At 43.9% G+C, this 20,898-nt stretch carries 18 protein-coding genes and 1 pseudogene; 15 read left to right on the top strand and 4 right to left on the bottom strand.

What is annotated here, in order from left to right; all coding sequences use genetic code 11:
* Positions 1-33 precede the first annotated feature (33 nt).
* From A5868_RS16795 to A5868_RS16775, 5 genes are all read left to right on the top strand, one after another.
* Entirely contained in the window at positions 34-342 is a 309-nt protein-coding gene (locus A5868_RS16795) for a PTS sugar transporter subunit IIB (protein WP_010779142.1), read from the top strand.
* A 176-nt stretch (positions 343-518) separates the two neighbouring features.
* Positions 519-1,802 carry a PTS sugar transporter subunit IIC gene (locus tag A5868_RS16790; protein WP_010779143.1) on the top strand — a complete coding sequence of 428 codons (1,284 nt, stop codon included), beginning with the start codon at positions 519-521 and terminating at the stop codon, positions 1,800-1,802.
* A 15-nt stretch (positions 1,803-1,817) separates the two neighbouring features.
* Positions 1,818-2,225: a hypothetical protein gene (locus tag A5868_RS16785; RefSeq protein WP_086305046.1), complete on the top strand. Its 408-nt coding sequence runs from the start codon at positions 1,818-1,820 to the stop codon at positions 2,223-2,225.
* Between the two features lie 30 nt (positions 2,226-2,255).
* A complete protein-coding gene (locus tag A5868_RS16780) occupies positions 2,256-3,122 on the top strand; it encodes a class II fructose-bisphosphate aldolase (protein WP_086305045.1) in 867 nt (288 codons plus the stop codon).
* The gene (locus A5868_RS16775; RefSeq protein WP_086305044.1) at positions 3,123-3,752 is read left to right on the top strand and encodes an AAA family ATPase; all 630 of its coding nucleotides are present in this window, start codon (positions 3,123-3,125) and stop codon (positions 3,750-3,752) included.
* A gap of 65 nt (positions 3,753-3,817) precedes the next feature.
* Here A5868_RS16775 and A5868_RS19155 read toward each other — a convergent pair whose 3' ends face one another.
* Positions 3,818-3,967: a hypothetical protein gene (locus A5868_RS19155; protein ID WP_167540792.1), complete on the bottom strand. Its 150-nt coding sequence runs from the start codon at positions 3,965-3,967 to the stop codon at positions 3,818-3,820.
* A gap of 197 nt (positions 3,968-4,164) precedes the next feature.
* Between A5868_RS19155 and A5868_RS16770 the strand changes: the two genes are divergently transcribed.
* Genes A5868_RS16770 through A5868_RS16755 form a run of 4 tightly spaced genes read left to right on the top strand, consistent with a single transcriptional unit; the run spans position 4,165 to position 10,261 of the window.
* Positions 4,165-5,163, top strand: coding sequence for a LacI family DNA-binding transcriptional regulator (locus tag A5868_RS16770; protein WP_086305043.1), 999 nt, complete (start codon positions 4,165-4,167; stop codon positions 5,161-5,163).
* A gap of 53 nt (positions 5,164-5,216) precedes the next feature.
* Positions 5,217-6,932 (top strand): alpha-glucosidase, encoded by a 1,716-nt coding sequence (locus A5868_RS16765; protein ID WP_086305042.1) that lies wholly within the window; start codon positions 5,217-5,219, stop codon positions 6,930-6,932.
* Positions 6,925-8,790 carry a PTS beta-glucoside transporter subunit IIBCA gene (locus tag A5868_RS16760; RefSeq protein WP_086305041.1) on the top strand — a complete coding sequence of 622 codons (1,866 nt, stop codon included), beginning with the start codon at positions 6,925-6,927 and terminating at the stop codon, positions 8,788-8,790. Before A5868_RS16765 ends, A5868_RS16760 begins: the two co-directional genes overlap by 8 nt.
* A 10-nt stretch (positions 8,791-8,800) precedes the next feature.
* Entirely contained in the window at positions 8,801-10,261 is a 1,461-nt protein-coding gene (locus A5868_RS16755; protein WP_086305040.1) for a sucrose-6-phosphate hydrolase, read from the top strand.
* Positions 10,262-10,311: 50 nt separating this feature from the next.
* On the opposite strand, the gene A5868_RS16750 is transcribed toward A5868_RS16755, so the two are convergent.
* Together A5868_RS16750 and A5868_RS16745 are read right to left on the bottom strand one after the other, a co-directional pair.
* Entirely contained in the window at positions 10,312-12,570 is a 2,259-nt protein-coding gene (locus tag A5868_RS16750) for an ATP-binding cassette domain-containing protein (RefSeq protein ID WP_086305039.1), read from the bottom strand.
* A complete protein-coding gene (locus A5868_RS16745) occupies positions 12,567-12,995 on the bottom strand; it encodes a MarR family winged helix-turn-helix transcriptional regulator (protein WP_086305038.1) in 429 nt (142 codons plus the stop codon). Before A5868_RS16745 ends, A5868_RS16750 begins: the two co-directional genes overlap by 4 nt.
* A 282-nt stretch (positions 12,996-13,277) precedes the next feature.
* On the opposite strand from A5868_RS16745, the gene A5868_RS16740 reads away from it, so the two are divergent.
* The 6 genes and pseudogenes from A5868_RS16740 (at position 13,278) to A5868_RS16715 (ending at position 19,888) form a co-directional block, all read left to right on the top strand.
* On the top strand, positions 13,278-13,757 hold the full coding sequence (locus A5868_RS16740) for a PTS sugar transporter subunit IIA (RefSeq protein WP_086305036.1): 480 nt from the start codon (positions 13,278-13,280) through the stop codon (positions 13,755-13,757).
* 20 nt (positions 13,758-13,777) lie between these two features.
* Positions 13,778-14,641: a PRD domain-containing protein gene (locus A5868_RS16735; protein ID WP_086305034.1), complete on the top strand. Its 864-nt coding sequence runs from the start codon at positions 13,778-13,780 to the stop codon at positions 14,639-14,641.
* A gap of 92 nt (positions 14,642-14,733) precedes the next feature.
* Positions 14,734-16,176 (top strand): PTS transporter subunit EIIC, encoded by a 1,443-nt coding sequence (locus A5868_RS16730; protein WP_086305032.1) that lies wholly within the window; start codon positions 14,734-14,736, stop codon positions 16,174-16,176.
* Positions 16,177-17,556 (top strand): annotated as a pseudogene (locus A5868_RS16725) (glycoside hydrolase family 1 protein). It begins immediately after the preceding gene.
* Between the two features lie 42 nt (positions 17,557-17,598).
* Complete coding sequence (locus A5868_RS16720) at positions 17,599-19,062, top strand: sialate O-acetylesterase (protein ID WP_086305030.1); 1,464 nt, start codon at positions 17,599-17,601, stop codon at positions 19,060-19,062.
* A 1-nt stretch (position 19,063) separates the two neighbouring features.
* Positions 19,064-19,888, top strand: coding sequence for a histidine phosphatase family protein (locus tag A5868_RS16715; RefSeq protein WP_086305028.1), 825 nt, complete (start codon positions 19,064-19,066; stop codon positions 19,886-19,888).
* A gap of 92 nt (positions 19,889-19,980) precedes the next feature.
* On the opposite strand, the gene A5868_RS16710 is transcribed toward A5868_RS16715, so the two are convergent.
* On the bottom strand, positions 19,981-20,754 hold the full coding sequence (locus tag A5868_RS16710; protein WP_086305026.1) for a glycyl-radical enzyme activating protein: 774 nt from the start codon (positions 20,752-20,754) through the stop codon (positions 19,981-19,983).
* Positions 20,755-20,898: the final 144 nt, after the last annotated feature.

Below are 20,898 nucleotides of genomic sequence, written 5' to 3'. Positions count from 1 at the left end.
TCAATAGATAAAAAAAGAATGGAGAGAAAGAAAATGGGAAAACAAGTGTCAATTTTATTCGTATGCGGAGCAGGATTAGGAAGCAGCTTTGCGGCTCAAATGGCGGCTGAGGATGTGTTGAATGCACATGGGGTCGATGCAAAACTGGATCACGTGGATATTTCCACAGCAGCTTCTTCACGTTCGGACATCATCATCACTGCACAAAATTTCAAGTCACAATTTGAAAAATTCTCGATCAACGAAGAGCAAACAGCCATTGTCTATTTAAAAAATATTGTGTCCAAACCAGAAATCGAAGAGAAATTACTACCGATCTTAGAAGCAAAAGGCGCGTTATAAAGCCATTCGAAAAGACAATACAATAAAACGAATAAGGATGCCAGTTCCACTGATCAAAGGTTTAAACGGCCAATTATCATTTGAAGACTAGTGGAAGGATATACGGCATGAGAATCAAACTCATTTTTCGATTTTAAGAAAAATGAATACTATAAAACGAATAAGGAGCGAAACAAATGGGAGTTGTTAATTTTATTATTGAAAATATTTTGACACAAGCATCCATCACCATTGCACTGATTGCGATGCTAGGGCTGGTTTTGCAGAAAAAATCTGCGGGGCAAGTCCTATCGGGAACCTTAAAGACACTGCTTGGCTTCCAAGTACTAAGTGCGGGTTCGAGTATTATCGTTGGAAGCCTTACGTATTTTGGTGAAATCTTTACGGCTGGATTTCATATGCAAGGGATCATCCCTTCAATCGAGGCAATCAACGGGCAAGCGATGAACGAATTGGGATTAGGGCGCGACATAGCATTGACTTTTCTAGGTATTTTTATTGTGAATATTCTGATCGCGCGCTTTACCAAATGGAAATACATCTTCTTAACGGGTCAAGCGATTCTATGGATGGCAACGATGACGACTGTTTTTGGCTACTTTTCTGGGTTGAGAGGATTGGTTCTGATCGTTGTTGGAAGTATCGTCGGTGCGATTTTTGCAGTCGCGATGCCAGCGATTGCGCAACCGATCATTCGTAAGATCACAGGATCAAATGATATCGCATTAGGACACTTTTGTACGATTGGTTATATGTTTGAGGCTGGGGTCGCTTATATTTTCGGTGAACGAGGCGAGAACAAAAAATCCATCGAAGACATCAATCTACCAAAATCTTTCGAGTTCTTACAGGATACGTATTTGTCTGTCATGGTCGTGATGGTGCCACTATATATCGTCACTGCCGCTTTCGCCGGACCAGGAGTTGGCGACCACGGTGCGCAGCATTACTTGATGTTTGCCTTCTTGCAAGCGATCCAATTTGTAGTTGGTGTTTATGTCTTGCTATCAGGAGTCCGTTTATTATTGGGTGAGATCGTACCGGCTTTCCGAGGAATTGCGATGAAGCTAGTACCCAACGCGATTCCAGCATTGGACTGCCCAGTATTTTTTCCTTACTCACCAAATGCGGTGATCTTAGGATTTATTACGACGACGATTGGTACGATCATCGCCATGTTTATCTTGCCGACCTTTGGTTTAGCAATGATTCTACCGGGAATGCTGACGAACTTCTTCGCAGGAGGAACAGCGGGGATCTTCGGAAATGCAGTCGGGGGTCGTCGAGGCGCGATCATCGGGGGGATTGCTCACGGCTTTTTCATCACCCTTTTACCAGCACTTTTAGTAACGATCTTTAATCAAATGGGCTTCGTCAATGCCACTGCGACGGATGTAGATACCGTTGCGGCCGCACTGCTGTATGCATGGATTCTTAGCCCGATCTTAAAAATGTTTTAATTAGGAGGTTTCGCGATGTTTGGCTTTTTTAAGAAAAAAGAAAAACCAGCAAAAATAGAAGAAAAGAAGGAACTTTCAGTAGAAGAAAGAGCGCGGCTAGAAACAGAAGCGCAGCAATTCATCGAAAAAATTTCCATATTGGAGCAAGATGCAGCTGTAGAAAAAACGGAAATAGCTGGAGCCTATGAGAAACTCGGCTTGACTTATGCCGCGTTGGACCAAATCGATGCAGCGATCGAAACGTTAGAAAAAAGTTTGGATCATAAGCTGACGATCGGCGATGGGTACAAGAAATTAATGAGTCTTTACAACGGAAAACGGGCGGAAGCTGCACGTAACGGAGACGATGCAGGCATTGATAAATACATGGGAAAAATGGATGAGATGCGACAAATCGCCAAAAAAGTAACGATCAGTGGCTGATCGATCAAATGAAAAGAAGGTATCGGATAAATGTACAAAACACTAAAAGAAGTAACGCAAACAGCAGAAGAATTAAACATGACGATTGGGGCGTTCAACACGCATAATTTGGAGATGCTGCCGGAAATGATCCGCGCAGCAAAAGAGATGGGTTCGCCGATCATTATCCAAACCAGTATCGATACGGCAAAATATATTGGCTATGATGTGATGGTGGCCGTGGCGAAAGAGATCGCCAATACTGAATTGGTGGACGTTGCTTTGCACTTGGACCATGCAAGAGACTTCAATGAGATCAAAGCGGCGATCGATGCCGGCTATTCTAGCGTGATGTATGACGGGTCTCATTTGCCCTTTAAAGAAAATATCGCTAAAACGAAAGCAGTCGTTGAGTATGCACATGCAAAAGGGGTCTCGGTGGAAGGCGAGCTAGGTACGATCGGCGGAACAGAAGAAGGGATCTCTGTGGCGGAGAACGACAAGGTTTACACGAAGCCAGAAGATGCCGTTGCCTTCGTCGCGCAAACGAACATCGATGCGTTGGCAATCGCCATTGGCACGAACCATGGGCAATTTAAATCAAAAACAGAGGTCAATATTCCATTGTTGAAGGAGATTCATCAAGTCGTTGACGTGCCTTTAGTGATTCACGGAGGAACAGGTGTGAAGGAAGAGGATTATCCAGAACTGATCAATAACGGGATTCGCAAATTCAATGTTGGGACAGAGCTGTTAGTCAACTGGACGAAGGTGGCGAAGGAATCCTTTGGGGAAACGGAAGTGAACAAATCCCTTCGTCATAACGTGATCCCAGCGAACTTAGCGGTGAAAGAAATCGTCAAACATAAGATCGGTTTGTTCATGAATGTGAATAGTCCATTGGCGATGCAAAAATAAATGGAAAAGTATCTGATCTTGATCGCTGGCAGTCCAGCAACTGGGAAATCCTATTTGATCAACGAAATGCGCCGGGTACTAGGAGATTTTTTCCTAGTCACACCAGATGAAGGCAAGGAAATCTTCGCTGATACTATCGGTTTTGAAAATTTGGTTGAGAAAAAAGAACTGGAAAAAAAGGTGTGGGCATTCTATTATAGTGCCTTGGATCTGTATATGAAAGCAGGAAAACGCCTTGTAGTCTCTGAATATCCCTTCAGTGATAAGCAAAAAGGGAATTTAGAGGATTTAGCGCAGTGTTACGGCTATGAGGTGGTGACGATTCGCTTAGTCGCAGACTTTGATGAACTTTGGTCCCGAAGAAAAATTCGGGATATTGAGCCAAGCCGCCACTTGAGCCACATCATGACACACTATCATTTTGGCGATGTGTTAGCAGATCGGACACAAGCGGATGACTTGATTACGCGAGAAGCCTTTCAAGAAATCATTGAAGCACGAGGATACAACCATTTCCAATTGGGCACGCTGGTTGAATTTGATGTGACTGATTTTTCAACGGTTGATTATGAGCCGTTTTTACAACAATTCGCGGAGAAACTTGCCCAAAATCGTGAACAGGAAAATTAAAAACACCAAAAAAAGAGTGCACTCTGAAAGCAACAATTTTCAGAGTGCACTTCTTTTTATAGCGCTTATTTTTTTCTTTTCTTCGAGACAAAGACCCCCGATGCGCCAAAAGCAACACCTAGTCCTAGTCCCAAAGCTAAATTATCGAATAAAAGTCCATACAGCAACCCCAAAGATAAACCGATCGCCAACGAACTACCTTCTTCCTTTTTCAAAGTTACAACCCACTTTCTGCAGCTTTTTTTGGAACGCCATTTCAGTTGCTTCTATTATAAAGGAAAGTAAATGGTTTAGATACATTTTAGGAGTGAAGGAAAAAAAGATAGGGAGATTTTTTTCGAGTTTCTAGTTGACAAACGGTTTCAAACATCGTATGATAACTGTGAAATCGATACCACAAGGCGGTGAAACATTGGCAACCATCAAAGATGTAGCGAAGAAAGCAGGCTTATCTGTTTCAACTGTTTCAAGATATTTAAACAATCATCCGTATATTTCTGAAGACAAACGGAAACGCATTCAATCCGCGATGGCGGAGCTGGATTATACACCGAGTTCTGTAGCGACGCAATTGCGCTCAAAGAAGGGGACGATGATCGGGATTTTAGTTTCTCGTATCGTTAATCCTTTTTTTTCCCACTTGGTCGATTCGATTGAAAAGAGCGCCCGTTCCCATGGCTACAATGTGCTGGTGATGCAGACGTATGACGATAAAAAAGCGGAGACGAACATGCTTGAGATGCTGAAGCAGCAGGTGATCGCTGGCCTGATCATGTGTTCCATCGAAGGCGATCCCAAAATCATTGAAGCGTATCGTGAATATGGTCCCATCGTTCTCTGCAATGAACAAATCCCGGGATCGGATCTTCCGCAGGTTTACACCGATCAGGAGGCTGCGAGTTTTGAAGCAACGGATTATTTAATAAAAAAAGGGTATCAAAAAATCGCCTACTGTACAGGCGGGACGTTGACGCGAGGCGGACACGGAAATTCGCGGACCGAAGGATTTGAACGGGCGTTAAGTACCCATCAGCTTTCAATGAAAATCGACTGGATCTTTAAGCAAGTCCATACGATCGAGGACGGAAAGCAAGTGGCGGACAAGCTATTGTCCCTACCAGAAGACCACCGCCCCGACGCCGTATTTACCAGTAGTGATGAGGTGGCGAGCGGTATTTTGGAACGTTATCTCGAAAAGGGCAAACGAGTGCCGGAAGATTTAGCAATCATGGGCTTTGATAATCAACCCTTCACAGGAATGTTGGCCGTACCGTTGACAACGATCGCGCAGCCTGTAGAAGCATTGGGGAAAGAATCCACGAATTGGCTGATCGCCAAAGTGGAAGAAAAAGACTATCAGCTTGATGAAACAGAATTAGCATTAAAATTGATTATACGAAAATCTGCCTAAGCAGATTTTTTTGAAAGAAATGTGGTATCGATACCACAGAAGGAGAGAAATTCATGGAAATGATATTGAAGGACACACCGTTGAAGAAGGAAGCTCAGAATTTCTGGAAAGAAGAAGTCGTTTATCAAATTTATCCGAAAAGTTTTTATGATAGTGATGGAGATGGGATCGGTGACATCAAAGGGATCACACAAAAACTGGACTATTTAGACGCGCTTGGTGTGACCATGTTGTGGATTTGTCCGATTTTTACTTCGCCAATGGTTGATAATGGCTACGATATAGCTGATTATAAAGGTATCCAAAAAGAATTTGGCACGATGGCGGACTTAACGGAACTGATCGAAGCAGCAAAAGCGAGAGAGATCAAGTTGATTCTGGATCTTGTGGTGAACCATTCCTCGGATGAGCATGAATGGTTCCAGCAGGCGTTGGCAGATGCGGAGAGTCCATACCGTGACTACTATATTTTTAAAAAGGGGAAAGACGGCAACCCGCCGAATAATTGGCGGTCGATTTTCGGCGGCAGTGTTTGGGAGCCTGTTCCAAATGAAGAAAATACCTATTACTTCCATACCTTTGATAAAAGACAGCCGGATTTAAATTGGGAAAATCCTGTGTTGAGGCAGGAAATTTATGACATGATCAATTGGTGGCTGTCTAAAGGCATCGCAGGGTTTCGGATCGATTCCATTACTTTTGTAAAAAAAGATCAAGATTACGGCGATGTCCCGGTTGATGGCAGCGATGGGTTAGGCAGCGTGAAGAATAAAACGAGAAATCGTCCGGGAATCGAGAAATTTTTAGCGAAGCTCAATCGTGAAACCTTTCAAAATTATGAATGCGTGAGTGTTGGTGAGGCACCAGGTGTTCCCTATGAGCAGTACGATCAGTACATTGGCGAAGACGGCTATTTCAATATGATTTTTGACTTCCATTATGCCGATATCGATGTAGAAAACGGCAGTGAATGGTTCCGCCGAACGAATTGGCAGCCGCAAGATCTAAAAGAGCTGCTATTCAAAAGTCAGTCGGCGATCCAATCAAGCGGATGGGGCGCAAACTTTTTAGAAAATCATGATCAGCCGCGGTCCTTATCGAAATACATTACGGATGAAACGTATCAAAACGAGATCGGCGCTAAAGCTTTAGGGACACTGTTCTTCTTTTTACGAGGCACACCCTTTATCTATCAAGGACAGGAAATCGGCATGAAAAACTTTCAGCGAACAACGATCGATGATTTCAATGATGTCTCAAGCATCGATAATTACCATCGCTCGTTATTAGAAGGGTTCTCTGAAAAAGAGGCCTTGACCTTTGTCAATCAGCGTTCAAGAGACAACAACCGGACGCCGTTCCAATGGGATGCTTCGACAAATGCCGGCTTCAATAAATCAGGCAATGCTTGGTTGAAATTGACGGGGGATCAGACGACGGTCAATGCGGCGGATCAAATGAATCATTCAGACTCGATTTTTTCCTATTATCAACAGATGATTCAGCTGAGAAATCACTCAGCTTATCGTAAAACACTGATCTATGGAGCCTTCTCACCAGTGGAAACGGCGGATGCGGTCATAGGCTATGAACGCATCGGCGAAGAAACGATTCAAGTGTTTGTCAATCTCAGCAATCAGGAGCAGACAATCGTCGCTTCAGGTGATGTGTTGTTGAACAATTACCCCGAGCTAAGGAAGTCGGAGGGCGCATATATGCTGCAACCGTATCAGGCGGTTGTCATCAGAAAGGGTGGAAACCATGACTAATACAAACTATCAAGAGATCGCTAAAAAACTTGTCGCAGTCGTAGGAGAAGACAACATTGTCTCTGCTACGCACTGCGCGACCCGTCTGCGTTTGCAGGTGAAGGACCGCAAAGCTATTGATGACAGCCAAGTTGAGCAAGTCGAAGAAGTCAAAGGGGTCTTTTATAATGCTGGGCAATACCAGATCATTTTAGGAACAGGGATCGTCAATAAAGTGTATGATGCGTTGCAATCGATCTACGCATTTGATGAAGTATCCAAAGATCAAATGGCAAAAGACGATTCGTCTCCGTTGCAACGGGCCGTGAGAAATATTGCGGATATCTTTGTTCCAATCATCCCGATTCTTGGCGCGACGGGCCTTTTTCTTGGATTAAAGGGTGTTCTATTTAATGAAACCGTTCTTCATGCGATGGGGCTGACGCCAAACAGTATCCCAGAGTGGTTGAGTGCGTCAGTGACTGTTTTGACAGATACGGCTTTTGGGTTCTTGACGGCGTTTATTTGTTGGTCGGCATTTAAGAAGTTTGGCGGGTTGCCGATCATTGGTTTCTTGATTGGATTGATGCTGGTGTCTCCAGCTCTGCCGAATGCTTATGCGGTCGCAGGCGGAACAGCAGAACCGATCATGGCTTTCGGGGTGATCCCATTAGTCGGGTATCAAGGGTCGATCTTGACCGCCTTGATCACCGGGATGATCGGTGCAACGCTTGAGAAAAAACTACGTAAGGTCATGCCGAATGCGATGGATCTGATCTTTACGCCGTTTGTCGTGATTTTGGTTTCTGTATTTGTTGCGTTATTCGTCTTAGGTCTGATCGTTCACGCCTTTGAAGGGCAGGCGGTCAAGGTCATTGAACTCTTCTTGCATTTGCCATTTGGCATCGGCGGTTTGATCATCGGTTTCTTGTACCCGATCGCCGTAATGACAGGGATGCATCATATGTTCATCATGATCGAAACGTCTCTGATCGCGACGACAGGCTTCAATCCATTGATCACAGTTTGCGCGATGTATGGTTTTGCGAATGCGGCGGTGTGTTTGGCGATCGCTTTACGAACGAAAAATGCTTCTGTTAAAACAGCAGGGGTCTCAGCGACGATCACGCAAATGCTTGGGGTCAGTGAACCGGCCTTGTTTGGTGTCGTGATGCGCACGGGAATGAAAGCGATCTTAGTGATGTTGGGAAGTTCAGCGATCGGCGGAATGGTTCTTTCCTTATTAGGGATTCAAGCCAATAGTTATGGCTTAGCCGTATTATTGTCACCCTTGATGTATATCTACGATCCGTATCAGGTGATCACGTATGTCGTCGTCGGGATCGCGACCTTTGTATTAGCGTTTATCTTGACGAATGTGATTGTGATCAAAAAGAGTGAACCGACTGAAAAAGTTGCAAAAACACAAGGAAACATGAAAAATGTCAAAGTCTATTCTCCCATTGAGGGAGAGATCATCCCTATTACAGAGGTGAACGATCAAGTATTCGCCAGCAAAATGATGGGGGAAGGCTTCGCAGTTTTACCAAGCAAAGAAACAATCAAGGCGCCTATTTCTGGAACCGTAAAAATGATTGCGCCTACGAAGCACGCCATCGGCTTCGTGACAGAAGACGGCATGGAATTACTGCTTCATTTAGGAATCGATACCGTTGAATTGAACGGAGCTCCCTTTACACTTACGATCAAAGAAGGTGAACGGGTGAAACAAGGGCAAGCGATCGGGTCTATCAATTTGAAGATGATCGCTGAACATGGCAAAGATGCAACCGTCATGGTGATCATCACCGATTCAAAAGAAAAAATCTCCGGATTGGAATACAACCAAGATTATGTATTGCCAATTTTAGGATCGTAGGAGCAGCCAGATGGAATGGACACAAGAAATGCGTTACCGCCCGTACCGAGAGTGGGACGACGATTATATAAAAAAAGTAGAAACCTGCGTCAAGCAATCCACTTGGCGCCTGAATTACCATGTTCAACCGGAAACAGGTCTTTTAAATGATCCAAACGGATTCAGCTTTTTCAATGGGAAATGGCACTTGTTTTATCAGTCCTTTCCCTTTGGCCCTGTGCATGGCTTGAAGTCTTGGCATCATGTCGCTTCGAAGGATCTGATCCATTGGGAATCGGAAGAAGGCACCATTGAGCCGTCGAGCTCGTATGATTCTCATGGGGCCTATTCTGGCAGCGGGATACCCGTGGGGGAAGAATTATTTTTGGCCTATACAGGAAATGTTCGCGATGAGGCATGGGAGCGCCAGAGCTACCAATTAGGGGCCTGGATGGCTGCCGATGGGAATATCGAGAAAGAATCGAGCCCCTTGATCGATCAGCCGCCTGCAGGAATCACCGCTCATTTTCGAGATCCCCAGATCATCCGTTACAAAGAAGGCTATCTCATGATTATCGGTGGTCAGACGACCGCTGAAAAAGGGGAAGTGCTGGTATTCAGCAGTAAGGAGTTAACGGAGTGGCAGTATCAAGGACCAATGAAAATTGACGAAGATCTAGGCTTTATGGTGGAATGTCCTAATCTGCTATTCCTAGAGGGGAAAACGCTCTTGTTGCTGTGTCCGCAGGGACTGGATAAAAAGGCCTTGAATTATCAAAATATTTATCCAAACACGTATATTTTGGCGGAAGATTACTTAGAATCCACCAATGAACTAAAAAATCCGCAAACGCAGCGGGTGTTAGATGAGGGATTTGACCTCTACGCGACACAAGCGTTTACTGCTCCAGACGGCCGTTGTTTGAGTGTCGGCTGGATCGGGTTGCCGGAAATGCACTACCCGACCTTTGAAGAAGGCTGGGCACATAGCTTGAGTCTGGTAAAAGAGCTGACGATCCGAGAAGGAAAACTCTATCAATATCCGGTGATCGAAACCACCTATTTGCGGCAATCAGAAGAGGTACTTGATTTGGCGGCAATGGTAAAAAATGTCACAGAAACCACCAATACCTATGAGCTGCAAGTAGCTATTCAGGCAGACTGTCAAGGAAGCATTCGCATCTTTTCGGATTCGACTGGTGAGCAGGCGCTCGTTTTGAGCTACGATACGGCAAAAGGAACGCTCCAACTCGACCGCAGCAAAACACAGTATCCCCTCAATCCAGAATTTGGAGAGACACGAAAAAGCAGAATCCCTGTGAATGAATCGTTGAAATTGGCTCTTTTCGTTGACCGCTCCACCTGCGAAATCTTTGTGAATGACGGAAAAACGGTGCTCACCGCCAATTATTACCCAACAGAAAAACAAACAAATCTTGTTTTACAGAGTACAAAACAAAACAACGCAACGTATTATGTATTAGAAAAATAAACGAAACGAGGGCTGAGATCACTTTAAGTGACGATTCAACCCTCGCTTTTTTATTGGTTCAAATAGTTTTTTAAATGTTTGGCGGTATAGGAACGATCGCAATTCAACAGGTCAGAAGGGTATCCTTGAAAAAGAACCTGCCCGCCATTCGTCCCGCCGCGAGGACCGAGATCAACGATCCAATCGGCCTGACTGATGATGGAGAGCGTATGTTCTAAAACGATCACGGTATTTCCATTGTGTTTTAATTTGTTTAGAAGCGTTAGTAAATGAGTGATGTCCTCTTCATGAAGCCCTGTGCTGGGTTCATCAAAAATAAAAATCGAGGAATCCGCGGCTTTCTGCTTCAACAACATCACCGCGATCTTTAAACGTTGGCGTTCCCCGCCTGACAACGTATCCAAGCTTTGACCTAAAGTCATATACCCCAAATTTGCTTCACTCAGAACCCTCAAGCAAGAGGAAAGCTCGGGGATCGAGAGGCGTTGTTCTGCTTCTGAAACAGTCAATTGAAATAGCTCATCGATCGTGTACCCTTGCCAACGGTAGGACAGCGCTTCTTGGTTGTATCTTTTTCCATGGCATTTCTCACATTCTTGTCGAACATCTCCCATGTATGCCAGATCGTAAGTGATATAGCCTTTTCCCTTACATTCAGGGCACGCACCAGCGCCGTTGAAGGTAAAAAGGGAAGCAGACCGTCCAGAGATTTTTGCATAAGACTGTCGGATCGTGTCGAATACCCCAAGATAGGTCAATACATTCGACCGGTTGCTTCCTCTAATAGGCGTTTGATCGAAACTGACAGCTTCAGGATATCTCCTTTTGAAAAGCGTTCGGATTAATGTACTTTTCCCAGAACCTGCCAATCCCGTAACAGCGGTCAACGCTCCTTTCGGCAATTTAGCCGATTGGTGATTTATATTATGGGCACTCACATCCTCTAAAGTAAAAAAGTCAGAATACGTTTGTTTTTTTATATTCAAGGCATGAGTCTTTTTAAAAACTTTTGCTGTGACCGTGTCGGAATGTAAAAACGTTAAAAAGTCTCCTTGAAACGTGATATTTCCGCCATTTTTTCCGGCTCCAGGACCGAGCTCAACGATAAAATCCGCCAGTTTGATCGTGTCGGGATCGTGGTCTACTATAACGACCGTGTTGCCTTTTTTCTTCAAGGATAAAAAAATGTTGTTGATACCGAGAATATCTTCAGGGTGAAGACCGACACTGGGCTCGTCAAAAATATAAAGAACATCAGAAAGAGAACTATTCAAATGCTTCGTCATTTTCAAACGCTGCGATTCACCGCCAGATAACGTTCCAGTCGTTCTCCCTAACGTTAAATAATCCAATCCCACCGAAAGCATAGTCCCCAAACGATTTATTAAATCCTTCAAAATCGACGCCACTTGATCATTTTCAATCGTATTCAAAAAATTCAATAAATCCTGAATAGGCATCTTCACGCAATCCGCAATCGAAACCCCATTTATCTTGGCTGAGCGCACGCGTTCATTGACGCGAGAGCCCTGACATTCTGGACACTCGGTGGTTGTGGTTACCCGATCAATGTCTTTCTGGTATTGTTTGGCCCCTTTTTCAATAATGGTCTTTTGAATGCGGTCGATCACGCCAGTATAGAGCCCCGTCTTAGGAAATTTTTCTGACGCATGCTCAGGCTTACTGCCTGGATCGTAAAGTAATTTTTCCATCTCAGCAGGGGAAAATTCACTTAATTTTTTCTGATTATCAAAATAGCCTGACTCTGTATAGCGCGTCAACCGCCAGCCACCCGGTTGAAATGTCGGAAATTGAATCGCGCCTTCATTTAACGAGCGATCCAGATCAAGAAGCTGCGTGTGATCAAAGACAAGCTGCTCGCCGGTTCCCTGACAGACAGGGCACATCCCTGATGGATTGTTAAAAGAGTAGATCATGGAGTAGCCAACAAATGGGCGGGCGATTCGAGAATATAGCAGTCGCAGCGACGTGTAGATGTCCGTAGCCGTCCCCACCGTTGAACGAATAGTTCCGCCGATTTTCTTTTGATCAATCACGATGGACACGGGCAGATTCTCTAAGCGATCGACGATGGGCCGTTCATAGTGGGGGAGAAGCTGCTGGATGTAACTAGAGTAAGTTTCATTCAATAAACGCTGCGACTCCGCGGCCAAAGTATCAAAGACAAGAGAAGATTTCCCTGAACCGGAAAGTCCTGTAACGACGGTGATTTTTCCTTTTGGAATGGAGACAGAGACATTCTTTAAATTGTTGCTTCTGGCACCATGAATCGTGATTGCTTTTGTCATTCCTTTCGCGTCCTTTCCTGTTCGAGAGCAAAGCTTAGTTTATTCGCTAACTGAGTGAAACATTGCTGTTCTTCAGGAGAAAAATGTTCGACCGCTGTTTCATAGAGCGCGGAATGTCCTGCATCGACCGAGTCAAGAAAAGCCAAGCCAGTGTTGGAAATCTGTGTCCGTAATCCACGGCCATCCTCTTCGCTGATGGTTTGCGTGACATAGTGTTTTTCCTTTAACTCTTTGACCGCTTTGGAAAATTTGGAGGGACGTATCTGCAATTTTTCAGATAATTGGGAAGGAGAGGCTGGTCCTTTTTGCTGCAATAAATGCAAGATATCGTATTGCAGCCAAGAAAGGCCGTTAGGATTGACACGATTCCGCTCCGCGACAAATTCACATTGCAGTTGGATCAATGCTGTTTTTAGATTCGACATGTAAAACACTCCTTAAATAGTTTCTATATAGAAATTATATCCTTTTGATAATTATCTATCAAGGTAAAAAGAATCAAGAACTCCTTTCCTTCCATTAATTTAGGTGTTGACAGCGCTTTATTGGGATGCTACGATAAATATGTAAATATTGAGAGTTACTCTTTAGGAGGCTTCACCAGTATTACAATAGTTTCTGTCGTGGAATTTATTGTGGGTGATACACTAAGGAGTTTTTTTGTATCCTCATTTAGATTCTTTGATAAGAAGGATGAGGTGAAGAGTATGTTGAGCATGTTCAAGAAAAAGAAAGTAGCATTGCATTCTCCAGTCAATGGGCGAATGATCCCGATCGAAGAAGCGCCAGATGAAGTGTTTCGCTCAAAGATGATGGGTGATGGCGCGGCCTTTATTTTTGAGGACGGAAAGATATGTGCGCCGTGTGATGGAAAAATAGCCTTTATTCCATCTACATTGCACGCATTCGGGATGACAACAGCGAATCAGGCAGAGATACTGGTCCATATTGGTTTAGATACTGTTGATCTGAATGGCGAAGGCTTCGAGCAGCTCGTGAAGCAGGGAGCCACTGTTAAGCAGGGAATGCCGATCTTGAAAGTAGACATTCCTTTCATGAAGGAGCAAGGCATTGATTTGACGACGCCGATGGTCCTAACCAACAGCAACGATTTTTCGCTAGTTTTTCAAGAGAAATTTGGAACGGTCACAACGGGTCAAACAGTTATTGAATGTACAAAAAAATAGGAAAGAGGGGAGGAACATTCATGCAGGTGATCAAGAAAATCAATAACAACGCGGCGATCTGTTTAGATGGTGCGAACAATGAATTGATAGCGATCGGAACGGGCATTGGATTTCCTCAAGTTCCTTATGAGCTAACAGATTTGGCAGTTATCCAAAGCACGTACTATGGTGTCGATCCTATGTATCTCGAGTTATTGAATGACATTCCGACTGCTGTTTTCGCTGTTTCTGAAAAGATCGTGGAGGAATTTCGCAACAAGGTCAATTCATCAATCAGCGCCAATCTAGTCTTCACCTTGGCGGATCATATCAATTTTGCGATCGAACGGCAAAATCGTCATATCTATTTTGAAAATGCTCTTCAATATGAGATCCAACATATGTATGAAGAGATTTATGCGATTGGCCTCGCGGCACTGACGATGATTCAGCAGGAGTTAGACATTCGCTTTCCTAAAATTGAGGCCAGCAACATCGCGCTTCATTTGATCAATGCGGAATCTGTCGCACCGGAATCTAGCAAAAGAATCCGTTTAGAAGATTCGTTGGAAGAAGTTGTCGAGATCATCGCAAAGTATTTTCATATTTACGTTGACAAGAGCAGTGTGAATTATTCCCGTTTTGTTTCTCATTACCAGTATTTATTGAAGCGACAGCAAAAGGGAAAACTGATGGACAGTGCGAATCAAAAGCTCTATGACTCTGTTGTAAAGGAATACCAAGAAACCTATGAATGTGTCCAGCTAATCAAAGCATATTTAAAAAAGGAATTGAATTTTGAACTGAATGACGAAGAATCCTTGTATTTGATTCTTCATATCAATCGACTTTGTGTTCGTGAGGATTGTTACCGCAAGGGCATCACCCCATCACAAGAAGTTTAGCAGAGGACTGCTGGATTTTTGTGGTGGGGATTTTTATTGCCGCTAGTACGACTTCACGCAAAATCAAGTTAAGGAAAAAAGGAGGAATATACATGGCAACGAATAAAAAATACGACGAGCTGGCCGATGCAATTATCCCTTTAGTAGGAGGGAAGGGTAACATTAAGTTTTTAGCCCATTGCGTCACCCGTTTGAGATTTAATGTAAAAGACAAGAGCTTGATCCAAGTGGAAGCCATCGAAGGTCTAAAAGGGGTTGTAGGCAGCCGATGGTCGGGGGATCAGTTTCAAATTATCATCGGACAACACGTAGGGGATGTTTATAAGGTCGTTTGCGAAAAAATCGACTATACTCCTGCGAACACGATTTCATCTGAAATAAATGTGAAACAAGAAATGAAAAAAGGCTTTACGATTACTAAAGTGTTTGATGCCATCTCTGGCTGTATGACTCCTTTGATTCCTTTACTGATCGGCGGAGGAATGCTAAAAGCGATTCTGCTGATCCTTCAGCAAATGAGTCTGATCACTCCAGAAAATCCGACGTACATTGTCTTATCTTTTGTGGGGGATTCTGCCTTTTATTTTCTTCCTGTATTTGTCGGAGCGATGGGGGCAAGAAAATTTGGCGCTAATATGGTGTACGGCATGTTGATTGGGGCTTCCTTAGTCCATCCACAATTCATGGAGCTTGTTTCGAATGAAACGCCTTTGTCTGTGTTCAATCTGCCAATTCCACCGATTCCCTATAGTAATTCCATCATTCCGATGATTTTGTCCACTTTTATTTTGTCGTATGTAGAAAAGTACGTGACAAAATATACACCCAAGGTCTTGCAGTCAATGCTAGTACCTGTATTGACTTTATTGATCATGATTCCTTTGACCTTTTGTTTATTGGCACCGATTGGCGCGATTGCTGGGACGTATTTGGCTTCGGTCATCTCATGGTTGTACGAGACAACTGGTTTCTTGGCTGTTGGATTGACCTGTGCGATTTATGTTCTCTTGTGTTTGACAGGCATGCACACGGCGCTTCTTCCAGTTGGGATCACGATGTTGACGACTGTTGGGTATGAACCTTTACTGACGACTGCAGCCGTGATTTATACAATCAATCAAGGCATCGTTTCCTTAGTTGTGGCGGTGAAATCAAAAGATACAGAGGAGCGATCGACCGCTATCACTTGTACGATCACTGCCTTAGTAGCCGGGATTTCAGAGCCTGCGTTGTTTGGTTTCACCTTAAAAAACAAACGACTTTTGATTTGTTCGATGATTGGTTGCTTCTTCGGCGGCGTTTATGCAGGGCTGACCCATGTATATAGCTATGCAATCACGGGGACAGTAGGATTATTGGTATTCCCAGGATACGTAGGGCCAAATGCGATGAACTTAATCAATGGGGCCATCGCACTTGCGATCTCTTGTGCGGTGACATTCGTTCTAGGCATGATCTTTGGATTCAAAGAAACTGATTCAGAAGAAAACCGTACCAAGCTTCACAAAAAAGAAAAGAAGGTCGAGGTAGCATAAATGGTGAAAGAAAACTTTATGTGGGGCGGTTCAGTCTCCAGTATGCAAACAGAAGGCGCGTGGAATGAAGGCGGAAAGGGTCCTTCTATTTATGATGCAGGGTTGATGACGAGTATGGCGAAAACTTCTTCTGACTGGAAAGTTGCGATCGATTTTTATCATCGTTACAAAGAAGACATTGCCCTTTTTGCAGAAATGGGGTTCAAGGCGTACCGCTTTTCAATCAGCTGGTCGCGTGTGCTGCCCGATGGAGAAGGCGCGGTCAATGAAGAAGGCTTGGCGTTTTATGATGCAGTCGTTGACGAATTATTGAAGTATGAAATAGAGCCGGTGGTTTGTTTGTATCATTTTGACCTTCCTCTGGCATTGGTAAAAAAATATGGCGGATGGCACCATCGCAGTGTATTGGAGGCCTTTAAAAAATACACAGAAGTCGTCGTGAAGCGTTTTGGGAAACGCGTAAAGTACTACATTCCTATGAACGAACAAAATGCCGCCAGCACGATTGCCATCCAAATGGCTCACAAAGTTGTACCAGAGGCGGAAAAGGTTAAAGCCGGTGTGATTGCGGAGCACCATATGTTGTTGGCGGTCGCTGGAGTGAAAAATTGTACAAGGGAATTTGCACCTCATGCAGAAGTTGGCGGAATGGTCAATTTCACTCCCTTTTATCCGAAAACCAGCAAACCCGAGGATGTTTTGGCGGCACAGATCGCCAATCGCCGAGTCAACTATCAAATTCTAGATGTTTTCACTACAGGTGTTTACCCTGCGGATATGCTGAAGGATTGGGAAGAGCAACAGGCATTACCTGTTTTTCAAGATACAGATTTAGCCGCTTTAAAATCAGGTACGATTGATTTTATCGCTCACAGCTACTATCAAAGCGCCATTGCTGCGGAGGGGACCCCGATCACTTTAGAGAATTTCTTTGGTGATTTCGTTACTGGAAAGCTATTAAAAAACGATTACTTGCAAGAGAGCGAATGGGGCTGGATGATCGACCCTGTCGGATTGCGACTGGCGGTCAAAGAAATGTCTGATCGCTACAAGTTGCCAGTATTTACGATCGAATGCGGGATCGGTGTGCAAGAAGAACTAAATGATGAGAAGACAGTAGAAGATGATTATCGAATTGACTACTTCACGGCTCAGCTGGAGCAGCTTTCACTTGCCGTTGAAGAAGATGGCGTTGATTAGATGGGCTTCTTGACATGGGGTCCGATCGATCTTTTAAGTTCCCAAGGAGAAATGAAGAAACGCTACGGCTTTATTTATGTTGATCGCGACGAGAAGGATTTGAAAGAGTTGAAACGGTACAAAAAGAAAAGCTTTGAGTGGTTTAAACAGGTGATCGCAACGAATGGAGCAGTACTGTAACTAAAGGCACCAAGAAAAAAGAGCTAGAAAGAAGGAAGAGAGATGCTCAAGCTCAACCGACTGCTTGTCAATAATGTCGTGTTACAGGCAGAAAAGGAATGCGTGATCAGCGGCACGACCGAGCCAGATCAGACAGTCTCGATTGGATTGGGACAATTCTCCATCGAAGAAAAAAGTGATGAACAAGGGAAGTTCCTCTGCAAGCTGCCGCCGCAGGCTTATGGTACAGAAGAAACCCTATCTGTACGTACATCTACAGAGAATCAAACAATTGCTATTTATTATGGGGATGTCTTTTTGTTTGCTGGACAATCCAATATGGATTATCGGATGGCGAACGAGGCTCATTTTGAGGATGAACAACGGGCACAGGTGCCGCAGTCTATCTTCTTTACGAATGTCCCCAAAATTGAATACGAAGATTCAAACAAGCGAATTCCTGAAACCGATGAGTGGCGACCATGGCAGCAGTTGACGAAGGAAACAATGGGGAAAATGTCTGCTGTGGCGTATTACGCTGTCAAGACGCATCGAGAAAGACATCCTGGTCGAATCATCGGAGTGGTCTTATGTAGTATGGGTGGGACCAGTGCCAGTTGTTGGATCAGTGAGAACAAGTTGGAGCAGCATTCGGCTCTTAAGGAAGCAATCTTGATGCCCTATAAAGCAGCGGTCGCAGGAAAAGACGACCAAGAACTGCTATCAGAATTGCTTTGCTTTTGGAAAGCCGCAGAGGCGCATGCAGCTACCAAAGAAAAGTGGATGCAAAAAAATCCAGAGAAAAGTATACGGGAGATCAAAAAAGAAGTAGGTCATTCCCCGTGGCCGCCGCCAGCGAATCCGTATCTTTTCAACCGTCCTGGTGGATTGTATCAGAAGATGTTTAGAAAGATCGTTCCTTTTACTTTTTCATCCATCATTTGGTACCAAGGCGAAGAGGATGCGGCGCAAGGGGATCTTTATCATGAATTATTGCAGTTACTGATTCAACAATGGCGAGAAGATTTGGGTGAGTCTGTGCCGTTTTATATTGTCCAACTTCCAATTTATGAAGACCGACAAGAAAAAAACTGGCCTTCGATTCGTCAAGCTCAAGAGCAAGTAACAAAAACGATGAGGAACGGCTATTTGATTACCAGTCTAGATTGCGGAGAAGTAGATGACATACACCCTATAGAGAAATCTGTTTTGGGAGTCCGCATTGGACAGCTACTGAACAAAATCTATTACGAAGAATGCCCAAGTGCAAATGTCCGCTCGTGGTCAAAAAAAGAAATCGTTATTGAAATCAAGCAGGCCCGAGAGCTCCGATTGACGGATGTAAAGATGATTGAGTGCGATCAATCTATTGAGGCGATTACTCTGGAAAAAAATCAGTTGATCGTGCGGCCAAAACACCCTTTGACATCTATACGCTATGGGTGGAGCAATGCCTTTGAAGTGGCATTGTTCAATGAGGTAGGCTACCCCGTTTCACCATTCTATTTTGAAAAAGGAGAATTATAAAATGAAGGGAATAAAAAAAGTGATTGCGTTTGTCGCACTGACAGGTTTATTGGCGGGATGTTCTGGAGGAAGCGGCGCGGCATCAGAAGAGTCAAAAGCAAAGGAAGCTCCTAAAGAAATCACAGTTTACTTTACCCGACACGGAAAGACGATGTTGAATACCATGGAGCGGGCTCAAGGATGGAGTGATGCGCCATTGACTCCCGCTGGAATCGAAGTTGCCGAAGCTGTAGGAAAGGGGATTGGTGACAGTATCAAGTTCGACAAAGTTTACAGTAGTGACAGTGGGCGGGCTATCGAAACGGCAGAAGTGATCTTAGAAAATGCGGATCAGAAGGTTCCCGTTGAAAAAGACAAACGACTAAAAGAGTTCAATTTTGGCTCCTATGAAGGGTTGCCAAGTGAAGAGATGATCGTCGCGATTGCTAAAGAGAAAAATGCTGATCCTGAAAATTATTTTAAAGGAATCGCACAAAACGGGTTTATCCAATTGAATCAGCAACTGTCAAATGACCTTGCTGCAGTCGATGAGAAAAACGTAAAAGAAGGGGAGAACTGGCCTGCGGAAGACTACGATACGGTGGTGAAAAGAGGAACTGAAGCGGTCGAGGATATTGTAGCTAAAGCAGAAAAAGAGGGTGATGAGGACATTTTAATCGTTTCTCACGGGATGACATTGGCAGCGATCTTGAATGAGCTAGATGATCGTGTAGCAGAGGAAATCCCTGTTTCTGGACTTGAAAATGCGAGTATTTCAAAGGCTGTCTATAAGAATGGAAAATGGACAGTTGAATCTGTTAATGATTTGAGTTATGTCGAAAAATAAGTGAACTATTCTACAAAAATCGCTCTAAAAAGAACGTGTGACTTTTTTGACACACGTTCTTTTTATTTATGAATACAATTGGTCGGTTATTATTATACACGACAATTAATTCGATTTTCCTCCAAAATCTCTTTAAAATAAGTCAAGTCCTCGGTATGAAGCTGTGGAATATCCTGCATTTCATATTCACGATTTAGCGACGCGTATTTTTTCTCACCGAATTGATGGAAAGGCAGGAGCTCAACTTCAGTGATATTCATTTGATTGAATAGCTTGGAAAATGCTTTCGCGTTGGCTGGTCCATCGTTATAATGAGGAATTACCGGAATCCGCACGACGAGCTTTTGCTTTTGCTCGATCGCGATTGCTAGATTTTTCAAGATGGGTTTCAGTGAGACGCCGGTACCCGCTTTATGCTGCGCTTCGTCGTGATGTTTTACATCAAAATACAACAGATCGACCTGTTCGATAAACTTGTTGAAGGTTTCATCCTTTGAAAAACCGGTCGTTTCGCTGGCCGTATGGATGCCTTTTGCTTTCAGTTGACGCAAAAGTTCGGTCGCAAATTCTGCCTGATAGAGGACTTCACCGCCGGACAAGGTGACGCCGCCATCGGATTCTTCATAGAAGGCTTCATCCTTCATCACTTCATGGATGATCTCATCCATTGATTTGTATTCGCCTACCATCGTGTGTTGATTCTTTTGAGTATCCCACATCTGCTCGGGGTTTCCATTTTGCGACTCAGGATTTGAGCACCAATAGCAACGTAACGGGCATCCTTTGAAAAAAACTACCGTACGAATGCCGGGTCCATCATGGATACTAAATTTTTGAATATTAAAAATGCACGCTTGATCTTTCATCAGAAAGCCTCCTTTGTTCAGATTAAGTGTAGCACATCTTATTATCAACGTAAATAATAGTTGTTACGTTCGTAACTAAAAACTCATGAAAAGTTGTTCCTATCTGGAAAATATGATAGTCTGAAACAAACGACTGAACAGAGA

It is taken from the genome of Enterococcus sp. 12F9_DIV0723, from assembly GCF_002174375.1.
Taxonomy (GTDB): domain Bacteria; phylum Bacillota; class Bacilli; order Lactobacillales; family Enterococcaceae; genus Enterococcus_A; species Enterococcus_A gilvus.
The sequence above is the reverse complement of the archived record's forward strand: the minus strand, read 5'-3'. Positions and strand labels throughout refer to the sequence as shown.